Origin of the sequence: Oceanobacillus sp. FSL K6-0251, assembly GCF_038004725.1 — a bacterium.
Classification (GTDB): Bacteria; Bacillota; Bacilli; order Bacillales; family Amphibacillaceae; genus Oceanobacillus; species Oceanobacillus oncorhynchi.
Map to the genome: position 1 here is coordinate 1 of NZ_JBBORS010000001.1, position 18,547 is coordinate 18,547.

Annotated in this window: 14 protein-coding genes, 2 tRNA genes and 2 other annotated features; of the genes, 14 read left to right on the top strand and 2 right to left on the bottom strand. The window is 39.5% G+C overall.

Annotation, left to right across the window (positions count from 1 at the left end):
- The 7 genes from dnaA to gyrA form a co-directional block, all read left to right on the top strand.
- The coding region (gene dnaA, locus MKY45_RS00005) for a chromosomal replication initiator protein DnaA (protein ID WP_445667617.1) at window positions 1-1,344 on the top strand (1,344 nt) is incomplete at its 5' end.
- 370 nt (window positions 1,345-1,714) lie between these two features.
- A complete protein-coding gene (dnaN, locus tag MKY45_RS00010; RefSeq protein ID WP_193063772.1) occupies window positions 1,715-2,851 on the top strand; it encodes a DNA polymerase III subunit beta in 1,137 nt (378 codons plus the stop codon).
- Between the two features lie 385 nt (window positions 2,852-3,236).
- Entirely contained in the window at window positions 3,237-3,458 is a 222-nt protein-coding gene (gene yaaA, locus MKY45_RS00015; protein ID WP_042535606.1) for a S4 domain-containing protein YaaA, read from the top strand.
- Between the two features lie 3 nt (window positions 3,459-3,461).
- Entirely contained in the window at window positions 3,462-4,583 is a 1,122-nt protein-coding gene (gene recF, locus MKY45_RS00020; RefSeq protein WP_341172344.1) for a DNA replication/repair protein RecF, read from the top strand.
- Window positions 4,584-4,726: 143 nt separating this feature from the next.
- A complete protein-coding gene (gene remB / locus MKY45_RS00025) occupies window positions 4,727-4,999 on the top strand; it encodes an extracellular matrix regulator RemB (RefSeq protein WP_341172345.1) in 273 nt (90 codons plus the stop codon).
- A 110-nt stretch (window positions 5,000-5,109) separates the two neighbouring features.
- Complete coding sequence (gene gyrB, locus MKY45_RS00030) at window positions 5,110-7,035, top strand: DNA topoisomerase (ATP-hydrolyzing) subunit B (RefSeq protein WP_193063774.1); 1,926 nt, start codon at window positions 5,110-5,112, stop codon at window positions 7,033-7,035.
- A gap of 211 nt (window positions 7,036-7,246) precedes the next feature.
- Window positions 7,247-9,760: a DNA gyrase subunit A gene (gene gyrA / locus MKY45_RS00035; protein ID WP_256705450.1), complete on the top strand. Its 2,514-nt coding sequence runs from the start codon at window positions 7,247-7,249 to the stop codon at window positions 9,758-9,760.
- Between the two features lie 94 nt (window positions 9,761-9,854).
- Here gyrA and MKY45_RS00040 read toward each other — a convergent pair whose 3' ends face one another.
- Window positions 9,855-10,799, bottom strand: coding sequence for a YaaC family protein (locus tag MKY45_RS00040; RefSeq protein WP_332093969.1), 945 nt, complete (start codon window positions 10,797-10,799; stop codon window positions 9,855-9,857).
- 250 nt (window positions 10,800-11,049) lie between these two features.
- On the opposite strand from MKY45_RS00040, the gene guaB reads away from it, so the two are divergent.
- The 4 genes from guaB (at window position 11,050) to MKY45_RS00060 (ending at window position 15,913) form a co-directional block, all read left to right on the top strand.
- The gene (gene guaB, locus MKY45_RS00045; RefSeq protein WP_332093968.1) at window positions 11,050-12,522 is read left to right on the top strand and encodes an IMP dehydrogenase; all 1,473 of its coding nucleotides are present in this window, start codon (window positions 11,050-11,052) and stop codon (window positions 12,520-12,522) included.
- Window positions 12,523-12,706: 184 nt separating this feature from the next.
- Complete coding sequence (locus MKY45_RS00050) at window positions 12,707-14,047, top strand: D-alanyl-D-alanine carboxypeptidase family protein (protein ID WP_332093967.1); 1,341 nt, start codon at window positions 12,707-12,709, stop codon at window positions 14,045-14,047.
- A gap of 67 nt (window positions 14,048-14,114) precedes the next feature.
- Window positions 14,115-14,350 (top strand) — a binding site (T-box leader).
- A gap of 63 nt (window positions 14,351-14,413) precedes the next feature.
- On the top strand, window positions 14,414-15,691 hold the full coding sequence (gene serS / locus MKY45_RS00055) for a serine--tRNA ligase (RefSeq protein WP_042528632.1): 1,278 nt from the start codon (window positions 14,414-14,416) through the stop codon (window positions 15,689-15,691).
- A gap of 129 nt (window positions 15,692-15,820) precedes the next feature.
- A tRNA-Ser gene (locus MKY45_RS00060) sits at window positions 15,821-15,913 on the top strand.
- Between the two features lie 76 nt (window positions 15,914-15,989).
- Here the strand turns inward: MKY45_RS00060 and MKY45_RS00065 are convergent.
- Window positions 15,990-16,736 (bottom strand): GTP pyrophosphokinase, encoded by a 747-nt coding sequence (locus MKY45_RS00065; RefSeq protein WP_332093966.1) that lies wholly within the window; start codon window positions 16,734-16,736, stop codon window positions 15,990-15,992.
- A 148-nt stretch (window positions 16,737-16,884) separates the two neighbouring features.
- Window positions 16,885-17,091, top strand: a binding site (T-box leader).
- A 90-nt stretch (window positions 17,092-17,181) separates the two neighbouring features.
- Between MKY45_RS00065 and proC the strand changes: the two genes are divergently transcribed.
- The 3 genes from proC to MKY45_RS00080 all read left to right on the top strand — a co-directional run bounded on the left by proC (window position 17,182) and on the right by MKY45_RS00080 (window position 18,520).
- Entirely contained in the window at window positions 17,182-18,000 is an 819-nt protein-coding gene (gene proC / locus MKY45_RS00070; protein WP_256705451.1) for a pyrroline-5-carboxylate reductase, read from the top strand.
- A 40-nt stretch (window positions 18,001-18,040) separates the two neighbouring features.
- Window positions 18,041-18,328: a TIGR04104 family putative zinc finger protein gene (locus MKY45_RS00075; RefSeq protein ID WP_042528622.1), complete on the top strand. Its 288-nt coding sequence runs from the start codon at window positions 18,041-18,043 to the stop codon at window positions 18,326-18,328.
- A gap of 119 nt (window positions 18,329-18,447) precedes the next feature.
- A tRNA-Arg gene (locus MKY45_RS00080) sits at window positions 18,448-18,520 on the top strand.
- Window positions 18,521-18,547 lie beyond the last annotated feature (27 nt).

Consider the following 18,547-nt stretch of genomic DNA (forward strand, 5'->3'; position numbering starts at 1 on the left):
TTGGAAAATATTGAAGAACTTTGGGATGCCACATTGGACATTATTAAAGAGAAATTAAGTAAGCCGAGCTTTGACACCTGGCTGAAGAATACAAAAGCCCTTCACTTAGAAAAAAATACATTGGTTATCTCTGCTCCAAATGAATTTACAAAGGACTGGCTGGAGACACAGTATACAGATTTAATTACGCAAACATTGGAAAAAACTACTGGGACAAGTCTGAATGCAAAATTTATTATTCCTGATTCTGTGGAAGAGCCATCCGATCAAAAACCCATGCCAAAACCGAATATCGATGCAAAAACAACGGATTCCCCCAAGTCAATGCTTAATGATAAATATACATTTGATACATTTGTTATCGGCGCCGGAAATCGCTTTGCACACGCAGCATCGCTAGCTGTAGCGGAAGCTCCTGCTAAAGCGTACAATCCCTTATTTATCTACGGCGGCGTCGGTTTAGGGAAAACACATTTAATGCATGCAATTGGTCATTATGTAAGAGAACATAATAAAGATGCGAAAGTGGTTTACCTGACTTCTGAAAAATTTACGAATGAATTTATCAATGCCATTATGGATAATAAATCGAATCATTTCCGTAATAAATATCGCAATATTGATGTCCTTCTTATTGATGATATTCAATTTATTGCTGGAAAAGAATCCACACAGGAAGAATTTTTCCATACATTTAATGCGCTGCATGAAGAAAGCAAGCAAATTATTATTTCCAGTGACCGGCCGCCAAAAGAAATTCCTACATTAGAGGATCGTTTGCGTTCACGCTTTGAATGGGGTCTGATTACCGATATCACACCTCCTGACTTAGAAACAAGAATTGCCATTTTAAATAAAAAGGCAAAAGCAGAAGGTTTAGATATTCCGAATGAGGTTATGCTCTATATTGCTAATCAAATCAATACAAACATCCGGGAGCTGGAGGGCGCGCTGATACGTGTTGTTGCCTATTCTTCTTTAGTCAATCAAGACATTGACGCATCGTTGGCAGCAAATGCATTAAAGGATATCATTCCAAGTAATAAACCAAAAGAAATTACCATTCCTGCGATTCAAGAGGTTGTCGCAGACCGGTATCATATCCGTCTGGAAGATTTTCCTGCTAAAAAACGTACCAAATCGATTGCCTTTCCAAGACAGATTGCAATGTATTTGTCACGGGAGCTTACGGACTCATCCCTGCCTAAAATTGGCCAGGAATTTGGCGGAAGAGATCATACGACCGTCATTCACGCCCATGAAAAAATTTCGAAGCTGCTTGAAACAGATACAGAGCTCGATCGGGATATTGAAGAATTAAAAGAAAAACTTAAATCCTTATAATACATGTTCAAAAAATGCGTTTTTATTGGAGTTTTTGAGCATCCACCTATAGAGAAAACACAACAAAGGCAAACCTAAATAGAAACAGGATTGCCTTTGTTGTCCTCCTGCTTTTTAATTATGCAGAAGGAAGCAGCTGTGTATGCTGTGAAAAAAGTGAATCACTTATGAACAGGTTATACACATGTGGAAAACTTTGATGTTTTCATGCTAAACTTACTTATCCACAGTAATCACAACACTTATTACTGTTATTACTGGTTTTATATTATAATTAATAAATATATAGAACCCTTTTTTATTGATTTTGAAAAGAATTTAAGAAATAGTTGCTGTAAAACTTTTCTTAAAACCTGAGGAGGATATAAACATGCGTTTTACTATACAAAGAGATAAACTGATTGCCAGTGTACAGGATGTTATGAAAGCAATCTCTTCCAGAACAGTTATTCCGATATTGACTGGAATGAAGATAGAAGTGAGACAACACGGAGTGACATTAACCGGGAGTGATTCAGATATTTCTATTGAATCTTATATTCCTGCAGAAGATGAAGATAAAGTATATGTTGAAAATATAGAAGATGGAACTATTGTATTGCAGGCTAAATATTTTCCTGAAATTGTCCGCAAGCTCCCGGAAGCACAAGTAGATATAGTTGTTGATGAGCAGTTTAATGTAAAAATTACTTCCGGAAAATCAGAATTTAATTTAAATGGACAGAGCGCCGATGAATATCCGCATCTTCCACAAGTAGAAACAGAAAATAGCTTTGAAATGCCAATTGACTTATTAAAAAGTATGATTAAACAAACTGTTTTTGCTGTGTCTACGATGGAAACCAGACCAATTTTAACCGGAGTAAATATCAAGCTGGAAGATCAAAAGCTTGTATTTACAGCAACTGACAGCCATCGACTGGCCAAAAGAGAGGTTCCAGTAACAGGAACGAATGTATCGATAGAACAGGTTGTTGTTCCTGGAAAAAGTCTCAATGAACTCTATAAAATTTTAAATGATTCAGAGGAAACAGTAGAAATCAGTGTAACGAATAACCAAATTCTTTTCCGTACGAAGCATTTAAATTTCTTATCCCGATTACTGGACGGGAATTATCCAGAAACATCGAGATTGATTCCGGATCATAGTAAAACAACAATCCAAATAAAAACAACACCGCTATTAAGATCAATCGAACGTGCTTCTTTATTAGCAAAAGAAGAAAGAAATAATGTTGTTAAATTTACCAGCAATGATGATGGGGTTATCCAGATTTCAAGTAACTCTCCAGAAATCGGAAATGTTGAAGAAGAAGTCACAGCTGATGAGATTAACGGAGAGAATTTAAAGATATCCTTCAGTTCAAAATATATGATCGATGCGCTAAAAGCGATTGAATATGATGAAGTAGTGATAGAATTCACTGGAGCAATGCGTCCATTTATCATTTGCCCGGTAGAAAATGATTCCATCCTGCAGCTTATTTTACCGGTAAGAACCTATTAATTTTTACGCATTACGCGTTAAAAAAAGTATTCCAGCTGGATGATAAGTAAAAGTTATACCTGATCATTTAAAAGCTCTTTTGTGGAAGAAAGAGCTTTTTCTTTTGGATTAGAACCGATAATGAGAAAGAAAACCGCATTTTTTTGACAACCCCTTTAAAAAAACAACAGAAAACGCGCTCTAAGAAGAGATTAGGGAAATAAGAATTCCCCCATTAAAAATATCTTAAAAGCTCTGTAACGCATCTTTTTGTAATTATTTGAGCCCTATTCTTCCTTTTTTAATCAATCTTTAGTAAAATAGACAATAGAGGAAAAAATAATCGCATTTGTCTTTGGTCAAAATAAAGGCAGATAAAACAAATAGAAAGTATTTGGTGATATCCATGCATGAACAGATAAAAATAGATACGGAATACATTACGCTTGGGCAATGCATCAAGCTGATTAACTTTTTAGATTCTGGCGGAATGGTCAAAGCATATCTTCAAGATATAGGTGCTGTGGTAAATGGGGAACGTGAACATCGCCGCGGAAGAAAATTATATCCCGAAGATGTCCTTGAAATTGATGAGATAGGATCATTTATCATTCTTAAAGAGGATTAAAGCATGCATATTGAACAGTTAAAATTAACCAATTACCGCAACTATGAAACATTGGATATTACATTTGATGATAAAATAAATGTCATCATCGGTGAGAATGCTCAAGGGAAAACCAATCTGATGGAAGCTATTTATGTACTCTCTTTTACCCGTTCTCACCGGACCATGCGGGAAAAAGAGCTCATACGCTGGGATTCAGATTATGCTACAATAGAGGGCAGGATTACAAAAAGAAATCAATCGATTCCCCTGCAAATCTCCATTTCATCCAAAGGAAAAAAAGCAAAAGTAAATCATTTGGAGCAGCACCGGTTAAGTGACTATATTGGTGCGGTTAATGTGGTTATGTTTGCACCGGAGGATTTAACCATTGTAAAAGGTGCTCCGCAGATTCGCCGGCGTTTTATGGATATGGAGTTAGGCCAAATCCAGCCAACTTATATATACCATTTATCTCAATATCAAAAAATACTAAAGCAAAGAAACCATTTATTAAAGCAGCTGCAGCGCAGGAGCTCTGCTGATGAAACGATGTTGGATGTATTAACAGACCAACTGGTTGAGCATGCTTCTTTTTTGTTGGAGAGAAGATTTGTCTATCTTGATTTGTTAAGAAAGTGGGCAGGACCGATTCATGAAGGCATCAGCCGCAATCTAGAAAACTTAGAAATTCAATATGACGCGACAATAAAGGTATCAGAAGAGGCAGATAAGGAGAAAATAGCTACTATCTACCAAGATTCCTTCAAGGATGTCCGTGAAAAAGAAATAGAGCGCGGCACCACGCTGATTGGTCCGCACCGGGATGACCTTATCTTCTTAGTAAATGGCAAAGATGTACAAACATATGGTTCTCAGGGACAGCAGCGGACAACCGCATTGTCGATTAAACTGGCTGAGATTGAATTGATTTATCAGGAAGTAGGCGAATATCCGATTCTTTTACTGGATGACGTGTTAAGTGAACTGGATGATTATCGCCAGTCGCATTTATTAAATACCATTCAGGGAAAGGTGCAGACATTTGTGTCCACCACGAATGTAGACGGGATTCATCATGAAACGCTAAAAAATGCTGAGTTATTTTATGTTCAGGGAGTTGCGACCAATAAAGAAGAGTCATAATTTCCAGCTGTAAAAAGAGGATGTACAAAAAGTTTCCAGGGTATTGTATTTTTTTGGCACCTAAGAGCGTTTATTCTTTATACAAAATATCCCCCTGAGGATGGAAAAAAGTCTGGTTTAATGAAGAAAGGAAGCGATTGATCGTGTTCATTCACATTGGCAATGACAATGTTATCCGGTCTCGGGAAATCGTTGCGATTATTGATTACGATTTATATACCAATGCGTCAGGAATGTATCAAATGATACAGGAATGGAAGCAGCAAAACAAAGTTTCCGGTCCTGAAAAAAAGGCCAAATCCATTATGGTTACTGCAGATCATATTTTTTTCAGTTCTTTATCTGTAACTACTTTAAGAAAACGGTCAGGTATTTTAACTACAATCAGTAATCTAGAGGATTATTATGAAGAATAAGCCTGAGATAACAAAATCAAGAGATTTCTGCTGAGGAAAATGCAGAGCCTTCTCTTTTTAATATATACAAATGGATGGATTGTAATTCATATAGAAATGAGTGTGAGAAGATGTCGATGGAAGACAAAATTACAGAAAACCAAGCCTATGATGCTGATCAGATACAAGTACTTGAAGGTCTTGAGGCAGTTCGGAAAAGACCGGGAATGTATATTGGCTCCACCAGTGAAAAAGGATTACATCACCTTGTCTGGGAGATAGTGGATAACAGTATCGATGAAGCACTGGCAGGTTATTGTGATCATATTGAAGTCATTATTGAAGAAGATAACAGTATTACTGTAATAGATAATGGCCGGGGGATTCCTGTTGATATTCAAAAGAAAACAGGCCGTCCAGCTTTGGAAGTCATTATGACGGTTCTTCATGCCGGCGGTAAATTCGGCGGCGGCGGATATAAGGTTTCCGGCGGACTTCATGGTGTAGGTGCATCTGTTGTAAATGCTCTTTCTAGTAAATTGGAGGTATCTGTCCACCGGGATGGAAAAATTCATTACCTCTCGTTTAAAAAAGGTGTACCTCAGGGTGAAATTACCGTAATTGGCGAAACAGATATTACAGGGACAGTCACCCATTTTATACCGGATGAAGAAATTTTTACAGAAACTACTGAATATAACTATGAAACATTAGAGCAGCGCCTGAGAGAGCTTGCCTTCTTAAACAAAGGATTGCGTATCTCCATCGAGGATAAGCGCACTGATAAAGATCCGGCAACGTATTATTATGAGGGCGGAATCAGTTCTTATGTTGAATTTATTAATAAAAATAAAGAAGTCTTGCACGAGCCTTTCTATGCTGAAGGCGAAGATCAGGGAATAGCCGTGGAAATTGCTATCCAGTATAACGATGGGTTTGCAACGAGCTTATATTCTTTTGCAAATAATATCCATACGTACGAGGGCGGTACACATGAAGTTGGTTTCCGTTCCGGTTTGACACGTGCTATCAACGATTATGCGAAAAAGAACAGCCTATTGAAAGATAGTGACGCCAACCTGTCCGGAGAGGATGTCCGCGAAGGACTGACAGCGATTGTTTCTGTAAAGCATCCAGACCCGCAATTTGAAGGACAGACAAAAACAAAACTTGGTAATAGCGAAGTACGGGCCATTACAGATGGTGTATTTTCAGAGTCCTTTTCTAAATTTCTCTATGAAAACCCGACAATTGCTAAAATCGTTGTTGATAAAGGACTTATGGCATCCAGAGCACGTCTGGCAGCGAAAAAAGCAAGAGAGCTGACCCGCCGTAAAAGTGCATTGGATGTAACAAGTCTGCCTGGCAAGCTTGCTGACTGTTCTTCCAAAGATGCCTCTTTGAGTGAACTGTATATCGTAGAGGGTGATTCTGCCGGCGGTTCCGCAAAATCAGGAAGAGACCGTCATTATCAGGCTATCCTGCCATTGCGCGGAAAAATTCTGAATGTCGAAAAAGCGCGCTTAGATCGAATTTTATCAAATAATGAAGTACGAGCTATGATTACGGCATTAGGAACCGGCATCGGCGAAGAATTTGATATTACAAAGGCACGCTATCACAAAGTAGTCATTATGACAGATGCCGATGTAGATGGCGCTCATATTCGAACGTTATTATTGACCTTTTTCTATCGATATATGCGTCCGTTGATTGAGCACGGGTATATTTATATTGCCCAGCCGCCGCTTTATCAAATCAAACAAGGAAAATCTGTTCACTATGTTTATTCGGATAAAGGATTGGATGCGCTTCTGGAAGAGATTCCAAAAGCACCAAAACCAGGTATTCAGCGTTATAAGGGGTTAGGAGAAATGAATGCAGATCAGCTATGGGATACCACAATGAACCCAGAATCCCGCACACTGCTGCAGGTTGAACTCAGTGACGCAATCGACGCAGACCAGGTTTTTGATATGCTGATGGGCGATAAAGTAGAACCGCGACGCAACTTTATCGAAGAAAACGCCCAATACGTACAAAACTTAGATATTTAAGTATTACATCCTTTTAATAAGGACAACAAAGCGGATAGAAGTACTTCTATCCCTTTCTTGTCAGATATTAAAAATATAATAGCTGTATAAGTTGTATTGTTATTTTTGTTTTTCAAACATATTCAAATTGTTTAAATAATGCAATCCAGCTTATCCAAATGAAAGATTCGAGGAATCACTAACATAATGGTGATTGGGAGGTTATTAGACTATGGCAGAGGAAAATCGTCCGAGTGTCCAGGAAATAAATATAAGTAAAGAGATGCGCACATCCTTCTTGGATTATGCAATGAGCGTCATTGTGGCAAGAGCATTGCCAGACGTTCGAGATGGAATGAAGCCCGTACATCGCCGTATTCTTTACGCAATGAATGATTTAGGAATGCACTCTGACAAAGCATTTAAAAAATCAGCACGTATCGTCGGAGAGGTTATAGGTAAGTACCATCCGCACGGTGACTCAGCTGTTTATGAGACAATGGTAAGAATGGCACAGGATTTCAGTTACCGGTATATGCTAGTGGATGGACATGGTAACTTTGGTTCGGTCGATGGCGATTCAGCAGCAGCGATGCGTTATACAGAAGCACGTATGTCTAAGATTTCCATGGAACTGCTTCGTGATATTAATAAAGACACGATTGATTATCAGGATAACTATGACGGAGCAGAACGCGAGCCAATTGTATTTCCGGCACGTTTCCCGAATTTACTTGTCAATGGAACTTCTGGAATCGCAGTCGGTATGGCGACTAATATTCCGCCGCATCATCTGGGAGAGACGATTGATGCTGTTCTGGCAATCAGTAAAAATCCGGATTTAACTGTGGATGAAATCATGGAAAATTATCTTCCTGGTCCAGATTTCCCTACTGCAGGACAAATCTTAGGCAGAAGCGGTATCCGTAAAGCATACGAAACAGGAAAAGGCTCCATTACCATCCGGGCTAAAATCAATATTGAGCAAGGCAAAAATGACAAAGAAACCATTATTGTGACAGAGCTTCCTTATCAAGTGAACAAAGCCAAGCTCATTGAAAAAATAGCGGAGCTTGTCCGCGATAAGAAAATTGACGGCATTACCGATCTTCGTGACGAATCAGACCGTAATGGCATGCGGGTTGTTATGGAGCTTAGAAGAGATGCAAATGCGAATGTGGTTTTGAATAATTTATATAAGCATACTTCCTTGCAAACGACATTTGGTATCAATATGCTTGCGCTTGTGGACGGACGTCCGCAGGTATTAACTGTCAAACAATGCCTGATGCATTATTTAGATCACCAGAAAGTAATTATCAAGCGTCGTACAGCCTTTGAATTAAATAAAGCCGAAGCACGCGCTCATATTTTAGAAGGCTTGCGTGTTGCACTCGATCATTTGGATGAGGTTATTTCTTTAATCCGTAATTCAAAAACAGCAGATATTGCAAGAGAAGGGTTAATGGAACGTTACCAGTTATCCGAGAAACAAGCCCAAGCTATTCTTGATATGCGTCTACAGCGTTTAACAGGATTAGAACGCGAAAAAATTGAAGAAGAATACAAAGAGCTGCAGGCATTGATTGCTGAATTAAAAGCTATTTTAGCGGATGAAGAGAAAGTATTGGAAATCATTCGTGAAGAGCTGACGGAAATCAAAGAGAAGTTCCGTGATGAACGCCGTACAGAAATTGTTGCCGGTGGAGCGGGCTTCTTTGAAGATGAAGATTTAATTCCGGAAGAGAATATCGTTATTACATTGACCCACCAGGGCTATATTAAACGCTTGCCTGCTTCTACTTACCGTACGCAGCGCCGTGGCGGACGAGGTATCCAGGGCATGGGAACCAATGAGGATGACTTTGTAGAACACCTTGTATCCACATCAACACATGATACAGTTCTTTTCTTTACGAATAAAGGGAAGGTATATAAAACAAAGGGTTATGAAGTACCGGAGTTCAGCCGGACAGCTAAAGGGATTCCAATTATTAACCTGCTTCAAGTAGAAAAAGGAGAATGGGTGAACGCCGTTATCTCTGTAACTGAGTTTGATGAGGATCACTTCTTATTCTTTACAACGAAGCTTGGGGTTGCAAAACGTACATCCCTTGAAAAATTCAAAAACATCCGTAAAGGCGGCCTGATTGCTGTAAATCTTCGGGAAGAGGATGAGCTGATTTCTGTCCGCATGACAGATGGCGAAAAAGAAATTATGATTGCTACGAAAAATGGCTATCTGATTCGTTTTGAAGAAGAACAAATGCGTCCAATGGGTAGAACCGCAGCAGGAGTAAAAGGTATTTCCCTGCGTGAGGATGATGAAGTTGTTTCCATGGAAATTATGGATGAAGGTTCTAAAATTCTCCATGTAACCAGCAAAGGATTTGGAAAGCAGACACCAGAAGATGAATATCGCCGTATCAATCGTGGCGGTAAAGGTGTATTTACGTGTAAGCTGGATGAAAAAACAGGACATGTAGTTGATGTAAAAGCCATTCAGGGTGATGAAGACTTAATGGTTATTACTGCCGGCGGCGTTCTGATCCGAATGCAAGTATCCGATATTTCACAAACTGGAAGAAATACCAAAGGGGTACACTTGATACGTCTGCAGGATGACGAAGAAGTTGCAACAGTAGCACGAATTGAGAAAGAAGAAGAGGAAGCGGCAGAGGAAATCGAAGCATCTGAGGAAAATAAAGAAGTTAATGAAGGTGCAGACGATAACAACGAGGAATAGGTAAAACGATGAGATATTGAAAGATGATATAAAACAGCGGACAGGCGAAGTGATTCATAGCCCGTCCGTTGTTTTTGTATCTGCTGGAACAGCTTTATTCTTTAAAATTCTGTAGTAAATGATGGCCGATAAGCGCTGGTGTTTTTTGCTGGGTGACGGTTAAAAATCGTTGGATAAGCGGATATTCCCGGTCTGCTTTCATTTGCATCAGCTCACCCCACCATTCTGTTTCATAACGGCAAATCATACTCAAATTAAATAGCAGCAGATAATGTACCAGGATTTCGGAATAAGGAAAATAGTTTGCCCGATTCGCTGGAAAATAAATTGCTTCATTATGCAAATCATAACGAAAGGGGCCGTCCCAATCTTTGACGGGCCCGGTCAGATAAAGCTGTAATTCCTCCTTTTTTTGTTGTATATCCTCAATTGGAGGCAAAAAAGCCCGAATACGCTCGACAAAGGTATCTTCTTTTAAATAAAATCCATCTAAAATCCGATTGGGAAAACGAAGCAGTTTACTGTTTTTATTCCCAATAATAATCATCGACTCCTCCCGATAAAGCTGCCAAATATTGCTTAATTCTGGAATAGAAGCTAATAACAGACGCATTGAAACACGTTCTAATGGAAAGGGATAGAGAGAAAATAAATGGCGGCTTACATATGGAAATAACCCCTTTTGCTGTAATTTGACCTCATCCTCGATAAATCGATAATCCTTGCGTTTTCTTTTCCGGGCAGTCAGACCATGCGCAAGAACAGCTGTTGTTTCCGGATAATCAGGGCGCTTTGACAGCAACCAGCCTTTTAAAAGATGTGTCATTCCATAAAAAGACAGAACAGGCTGAACCAGCACACTGCTTTGCCTGCTTGATTCCATAAAGCATGTTCCATTATGAATATAATGGATAAAAGCAGAGCTGTTTTGATAGCTTTTTGCCTGAGCTTCACGAAGAAATGAGTAACTTTTCTTCAGGTAATTTTGTGCATTTTCCTGAGTGGTTAAAAATGGATATAAATCTTCAACATGCAACATTTCTACAGCTCCATAACTATTTAAATATTTTGAATCTATCCTCTATTTTTTCTATATGTAGGGTGCTTGAAAAAGCATGAAAAAAAGCGTAATGTAAGTAAAAATAGATATTTGCTGCTGCTTTCACAGGATTGGTATTTTTTTAGCAGTTTCTCCGATATTCGATAAGGATATACCTTGAAAACTGTATAATACCCGTAAGTGAAGTGAATTGAGGTTGCGAATTCAATGATTGGAGGATGAGCTAGCAATGAGAGAAGACAAATTTGCAAAAGAAGGTTTGACATTTGATGATGTATTGCTTGTTCCGGCAGAATCAGATGTTTTACCAAACCAGGTGGATCTGAGTGTTGATTTAACATCAAATTTAAAATTGAAATCCCCATTTATCAGTGCTGGAATGGATACAGTAACAGAAGCAGAAATGGCAATTGCGATGGCACGTCAAGGCGGGTTTGGAGTTATTCATAAGAATATGTCTATTGAACAACAGGCAGAGGAAGTAGACCGTGTGAAACGCTCAGAAAGCGGCGTAATCACGAACCCGTTCTTCTTAACTCCGGAGCATCAGGTTTATGATGCGGAACATTTAATGGGAAAATACCGCATTTCAGGAGTTCCCATTGTAAATAATATTGAGGAACAAAAGCTCGTCGGTATTTTAACCAATCGTGACTTACGTTTTATTGAAGATTATTCGATTCTGATTTCGGAAGTGATGACCACAGAGGAATTAGTGACAGCGCCAGTGGGAACAACACTGGATGAAGCAGAGAAGCTTCTGCAGAAATATAAAATTGAAAAACTGCCTCTTGTTGATGATCAGGGAATTCTAAAAGGGTTAATTACGATTAAAGATATTGAAAAGGTCATTGAATTTCCAAATGCAGCAAAGGATGCACAAGGACGGTTGATTGCAGCAGCTGCAGTCGGCGTGACAGGCGACGCGATGAAGCGGATTGAAAAATTAGTGGATGTCGGTGTAGATGCCATTGTAATCGATACAGCACATGGTCATTCTAAAGGTGTTCTCGATCAATTAAAACACATTCGCGAAACGTATCCTGATTTGACAATTATTGCAGGAAATGTTGCTACAGAGGATGGGACAAAAGCTTTGATTGAAGCAGGAGCTTCCGTTGTCAAAGTAGGTATTGGACCGGGGTCTATCTGTACCACAAGAGTAGTAGCAGGGGTCGGTGTACCACAAATTACAGCAGTTTATGACTGCGCAAGAGCAGCAAAAGAATACAGTGTACCCGTTATTGCAGACGGCGGAATCAAATACTCCGGCGATATTGTGAAGGCTTTGGCATCAGGTGCACATGCTGTAATGCTGGGAAGTATTTTTGCCGGAACAAAGGAAAGCCCTGGAGAAACAGAAATTTTCCAAGGACGTCAATATAAAGTATATCGCGGTATGGGCTCTGTTGGAGCAATGCAAGCAGGCTCCAAAGACCGTTATTTCCAAAGTGAATCAGAGAATAAAAAGCTTGTTCCAGAAGGCATTGAAGGACGTATTGCGTATAAAGGCTCGCTGGGAGATACCTTCCATCAGCTGGCAGGCGGTTTACGCTCCGGCATGGGATATTGTGGAACGAAAAATCTGGAGAGCTTAAGAAACGATTCCCGATTTATCCGGATTACCGGGGCTGGGTTGAAGGAAAGCCATCCGCATGATGTTCAGATTACGAAAGAAGCACCGAACTATTTTATGCAGTAAAAAAGAGAATAATTAAGCAATTTAGTTGATGACAAATTTGTGTCATACGGTCGTAAAAAAAATAGATGGAGGATGTTGCTCCATCTATTTTTTTATGAATTTTTATGGTAAAATGTGAAGCGTGCTCAGCAGAATACATAGAACGTATGTTGATGGCTATATTATTAAACGGAGGTACGGAAATGTGAGAAAGTCTATGAAAAAATTGTTTCTTTTGGTGGTTGCAGCAGCGCTTGTTTTAACATCTTTTGTTACACCATCCATGTCTGTGTATGCAGATGGATTAGATATAGAAGCGGAATCGGCTATTTTAGTGGATGCAGAAACGGGGAAAGTATTATTTGCAAAGGACCCGGATGTGGCATTGCCTCCTGCTAGCATGACGAAAATAATGACAGAATATCTCGTTTGGGAAGCAGTTGAAAACGGAGATATTTCCTGGGATACAACAACACAAATTAGTGATTATGCATATGAAATATCCAGCAATGATGATTTTTCAGGGGTTGGATTAAGACAGCAGCAAGATTACACAGTAGAAGATTTATATAAAGCAATGGCAATCAACTCAGATAATGCGACAACGATTGCACTTGCAGAGTTAATTGCAGGTTCAGAAAGTGAATTTGTCGAAATGATGAATGCAAAGGCAGAAGAACTGGGAATGCCGGAATATAAATTTGTTAATTCCAGCGGATTAGATAATGAGAGTCTGGGGGATAATTATCCAGAAGGAACAAGTCCTAACGATACAAACTTATTATCAGCCCGTTCAGCAGCAATTTTAGGGTCTGCATTAGTGAATGATTATCCGGAAGCATTAGAAATTTCCAGCGTGCCGAGTACGGAATTTGATGATCAGGAGATCCGTAACTGGAATTACATGCTGGATCATGATGCAGATTATTTACAGCAGCATTACTATGAAGGTGTAGATGGTTTAAAAACTGGTTTTACAACGGTTGCCGGTTATGCTTTTACAGGAACAGCAGAACGGGATGGACGACGTCTTATCAGTGTGGTTATGAAAACAGACAGTGAAGATGCCCGTTTTAATGAGACTGCAAAACTGTTTGATTATGGATTTGATCAATTTGAAACACAAGAATTATTCCCGGCAGGATATCAAGAAGAAGGCAATGAAACAGCTCCGGTTGCAAGAGGAAAAGAAAAAGAAGTAAATATTGGCATCAATGAAGGGATTCATGTTCCAATCAAAACTGGTGAGGAAGATCTGTATCATTTAGAATATAAAATTGATGAAGACAAATTGAATGATAATGGAGAGTTAGAAGCTCCAGTGGAAGCAGATGAAGTTATCGGAACAGTTACCGTTGTCTATGATGGAGAAGAAGAAGATTTTGGATATATTTCCGATGAAGCGAGTCAGGAAAGTTATGATTTAGTTGCAATGGACTCCGTTGAAAAAGCAAATTGGTTTATGCTTACGTTACAATCTATTGGTGATTTCTTTGTAAACATGTTCCAAGGTGCATTTAATTGGGTGAAGGGACTTTTCAGCTAATTTTTGCAGGAAGTCTTGCAACCTGATTGGAAATAGATTATGATGATATACAATCATTCATTGAAATAATAAAGCGTTGATAGGAAGCAGTAGCTGTTTGATTCTATCTATAGAGAGCTAATATCTGGTGCAAATTAGCGTTAGAATGCAGTGAATCCATCCTGGAGCATGCTTATTGAAGTGGTTCAGTCACGTAAGTAAGCACGGAGATACGACGTTATTCGTATATAAAGCCGGAAGAATCTGTCTGTATAGATTCTTTAACTAGGGTGGCAACGCGGGAAATATACTCTCGTCCCTTTCTACATAAGGGATGGGAGTTTTTTTATGGTTTTAAAGACATTAAAAATATAGGAGGTAATCAGTATGTTAGATATGAAATATGTACGAAATAACTTTGATGAAGTGAAGCAAAGATTAGCACACCGCGGAGAAGACCTTGGCGATTTAGACAAATTTGGCGAGCTTGATGTAAGAAGACGGGAATTGATTGCAGAGACAGAAAAACTAAAGGCAAAACGTAATGAAGTGTCTAAGGAAATTTCTGTTTTAAAGCGCGAGAAGAAGGATGCGGAGGAAGCCATAGCTTCTATGCGTGAAGTTGGAGATCAAATTTCTAAATATGATAAAGAATTAAAAGACATTGAGGAAACCCTGGAACATATCATGCTTTCTATTCCTAATCTGCCGCATGAGAGTGTGCCTGTTGGTGAAGATGAGGATGATAATGTAGAAGCACGTAAATGGGGAGAGGTGCCGGAATTTTCATTTGAAGCACAGCCGCACTGGGATGTTGCGACAAATTTAGATATTTTGGACTTTGAACGTGCAGCAAAGGTAACAGGAAGCCGTTTTGTTTTTTATAAAGGATTAGGAGCAAGACTGGAACGTGCATTATTAAACTTCATGATGGATCTGCATGCGGATAAGCATGGCTATCAGGAAATGCTTCCTCCATACATTGTGAATCGCCTGAGTATGACAGGAACAGGACAGCTTCCGAAATTTGAAGAGGATGCGTTTAAACTGGAAGACTGGGATTATTTTCTGGTGCCGACTGCAGAAGTCCCTGTAACCAATTATCACCGTGATGAGATTTTATCAGGAGAGGCGTTGCCGAAAAAATATGTTGCATTCAGCGCCAGCTTCCGTTCTGAAGCAGGTTCTGCCGGAAGAGATACACGCGGCTTGATTCGCCAGCATCAATTTAACAAAGTGGAGCTTGTGAATTTCGTGAAACCGGAAGATTCTTATGACACATTAGAAAGACTGACAGGGGAAGCGGAAAAAGTATTGCAGCTGTTAGAACTCCCTTATCGTGTGATGAGTATGTGTACAGGTGATTTAGGCTTTACAGCAGCGAAAAAATACGATATTGAAGTATGGATTCCAAGCCAGCATACGTACCGTGAAATTTCTTCTTGTTCTAATTTTGAGGATTTCCAAGCGCGCCGTGCCGGAATTCGCTTCCGCCGCGAAGCAAATGGAAAACCAGAATTTGTCCATACGTTAAACGGTTCTGGTCTTGCGTTAGGACGTACTGTAGCGGCTATTTTAGAGAATTGCCAGCAGGAAGATGGAAGTGTAGTAATTCCTGAAGTATTGCGTCCGTATATGGGCGGCATTGAAGTGATTGGCAAGTAATGATTAAGTAAGAGGCTCTCCATCTTTGGGGGCCTCTTATTTTTTGATAAAAAATATTGACAAGTCATCTTTGAGGATGATATAGTATATTTTGTTCGCTAGGAAGTGAGCAAATTAGCGTTATTTCATGGAGGTATACCCAAGTCTGGCTGAAGGGGTCGGTCTTGAAAACCGAGAGGCGGGTTAAACCGCGCGGGGGTTCGAATCCCTCTACCTCCTCCATTTAAAACAACCGTAAAAAATTGGAGATAAAAACCCGCAGCTTTCGTGCTGCGGGTTTTCTAATACATATATATGTTTACTCTCTATCTCTTCGCTCCAACAACGATTCTAATAACTGCTTTGGCAGCGGGAAGCGTTTGTTATCAAGCGGCAGAAAGTTAAGCTTGCTCTCTGCATGTTTATCCTCTTTTGCTTCATTGATTTCCGTATGAAGAAACTCCATCTTTTCATCCAGTTGATTTGCGATATTTGCACTGGTTGTTAATTCTTCTACCAGATGTGCCGGTACTTCCCCATCATATTTATAATAAATTTTATGCTCTAAGCTCGCCCAGAAATCCATCGCAACGGTACGGATTTGAATTTCGATAAATACCTCTTCCTGGCGGTCAGAGAAAAAGACAGGAATGGATAAAATCAGATGCAGACTTTTATATCCGTTTGGTTTTGGATGCTTAATATAGTCTTTCGTTTCAATGACTTTGATATCCTGCTGACCTTGGATCATTTTGCTGATTTTATAAATATCGGATATAAAGGAGCAGACAATCCGGATTCCTGCAATATCCTTGATATGATTCTTGATAGATTTTTGCGTAATCGAAATGTTTTTTCGCTGGCATTTTCGTAAAATACTTTCAGGTGTTTTTATACGTGATTTTAAATGTTCAATCGGATTATAATCATGAATATGCTCAAATTCTTCTTGAAGGATGTTCAGCTTGGTATTGATTTCATCCAGTCCAAATTTATAGCTGAGCATGAAACGTGTCAGTTCTTTTCGTACAGCGGTTAACTGGTGTATCTGTTTTGATTCATCCATTGATAAAATTCCTTTCTGGCTTACATTCATGTACAATATAAGTATAGCAAAATTTGTTTTGAATAGCAGATAAAAAGACGCTGCAATCCATTCTGATGGGTGCAGTCTTGACAAAAGTATGGCAAGGCCTTATAGTACAATTCAATAAAGAAATACGGTGAACGGGCCAGTAATCGATGTGTATTTACCAAAGAGAGGAAATCCGGCGGCTGTAAGATTTCTGTAAATGCCTTGATGAACCTATCCGGGAGTAGGTTAGTGTATGCTGACTGCAGTAAACTGCATTATCAATGTGAGTGGATAACTTTTATCAACAAAGGTGGTACCGCGGAATAATACTGATTTCGTCCTTTACAAGGGATGTATAATCAGTTTTTTTTATTGCTCTGAGGTATCGGTGAAATAAAATATTAAAGGAAAGAAGAAACACACAGGAGGAAACTACATGGAAAAAACAATTGCATTTTTTGGAGCAGGAAATTTAGCAGAGGCGATTATTGCAGGCATTACAAGGACTAATGTTGTTACAAAAGAACAGGTGCTGGTGACGAATCGCAGTGATAAAGCAAGGTTAGATCTGATTGCTGAAAAGTATGGAGTGACTTGCGACCTGGATAAAGAAGAAATGATCGAGAAAGCAGATATTATTATTTTAGCGATGAAGCCTAAGGATGCGAAGGATTATTTAGACTGGCTAAAAAATTATATAAAACCGCATCACATGGTTATTTCGGTGATTGCAGGGTTATCTATCGAACAGATGGAAAAAACGCTGGGAGAAGGTATTCCTGTTATTCGAACCATGCCGAATACGTCTGCATTGATCGGCCAATCAGCTACTGCTATTTCAAAGGGAACCAATGTCGAACTCGGTCAGCTTTACTTTGCTGAGGAACTATTCCAGACAGTGGGTACAACAAAAATTGTTGATGAGGAGCAGATGCATACGATTACGGCGATTGCAGGAAGCGGACCGGCATTTTTCTACTACATGGTGGAAGCAATGGAAAAAGCAGCAATTGAAGCAGGATTGGACCGGGATACGGCATTAGAGCTGCTGACCCAGACGGTGATCGGCGCAGGAAAAATGCTGGAGACATCTGGCGCAGACCCGGAACAGCTCCGTGTTAATATTACCAGCCCGGCAGGAACCACAGAGGCTGGTTTAAACCAGTTAATGGCGAATGAATTTGATAAGATAATTAAAGCATGTGTCGATGGCGCACGAAATCGGTCTATCGAGATTACGAATGCTCAGAACTAATTTTTTACACGTACTTTAAAAAAGAGAAGAGGGAAAGCAGATGCATACACCGGATTGCAGTTATTGCGGGAAAAGATGGAGTTATGGACAGACCTTTAAGCAGGTATTTAAGATTAAAATGATTTGTCCGCACTGCGGCAAAGAAAATTATTATAATGCAAGTAAAAAAGGCGGCTGGCTCCCTTTATTAGCCATTCCTATTCTGTTAGGGCTGGCCTTTCTGCTAAGGCTGTCTTCTGTAGAAATTATTCTCATGGGCTGTTTGCTGATGATTCTTCACGTCCTGTCGATTCCTTATCGGACGAGATTGCAGAGAGCCGGCAAATAAATGAAACACGATGCTTCCCAAAATAGATAAGGTTTAGTATAATACGATTGTTCGTTTATTTTTCAATGGACGGATAATGAAGCATAATTGAGCGGTTTCCACTGCTGATTATGTGCAAAGCCCCCGTAGCTCAGGGGATAGAGCATTGGTTTCCTAAACCATGTGCCGCAGGTTCGAATCCTGCCGGGGGCGTAAAAAAAGTCTTGTTATACAGAGATT

What these genes read in the sequence shown, in the direction of transcription:
- serS (WP_042528632.1), top strand. Translation starts at nt 14,414, where the DNA reads ATGTTAGATATGAAATATGTACGAAATAACTTTGATGAAGTGAAGCAA.
- recF (WP_341172344.1), top strand. Translation starts at nt 3,462, where the DNA reads ATGCATATTGAACAGTTAAAATTAACCAATTACCGCAACTATGAAACA.
- gyrB (WP_193063774.1), top strand. Translation starts at nt 5,110, where the DNA reads ATGTCGATGGAAGACAAAATTACAGAAAACCAAGCCTATGATGCTGAT.
- yaaA (WP_042535606.1), top strand. Translation starts at nt 3,237, where the DNA reads ATGCATGAACAGATAAAAATAGATACGGAATACATTACGCTTGGGCAA.
- guaB (WP_332093968.1), top strand. Translation starts at nt 11,050, where the DNA reads ATGAGAGAAGACAAATTTGCAAAAGAAGGTTTGACATTTGATGATGTA.
- dnaN (WP_193063772.1), top strand. Translation starts at nt 1,715, where the DNA reads ATGCGTTTTACTATACAAAGAGATAAACTGATTGCCAGTGTACAGGAT.
- MKY45_RS00040 (WP_332093969.1), bottom strand. Translation starts at nt 10,799, where the DNA reads ATGTTGCATGTTGAAGATTTATATCCATTTTTAACCACTCAGGAAAAT.
- MKY45_RS00075 (WP_042528622.1), top strand. Translation starts at nt 18,041, where the DNA reads ATGCATACACCGGATTGCAGTTATTGCGGGAAAAGATGGAGTTATGGA.
- proC (WP_256705451.1), top strand. Translation starts at nt 17,182, where the DNA reads ATGGAAAAAACAATTGCATTTTTTGGAGCAGGAAATTTAGCAGAGGCG.
- gyrA (WP_256705450.1), top strand. Translation starts at nt 7,247, where the DNA reads ATGGCAGAGGAAAATCGTCCGAGTGTCCAGGAAATAAATATAAGTAAA.
- MKY45_RS00065 (WP_332093966.1), bottom strand. Translation starts at nt 16,736, where the DNA reads ATGGATGAATCAAAACAGATACACCAGTTAACCGCTGTACGAAAAGAA.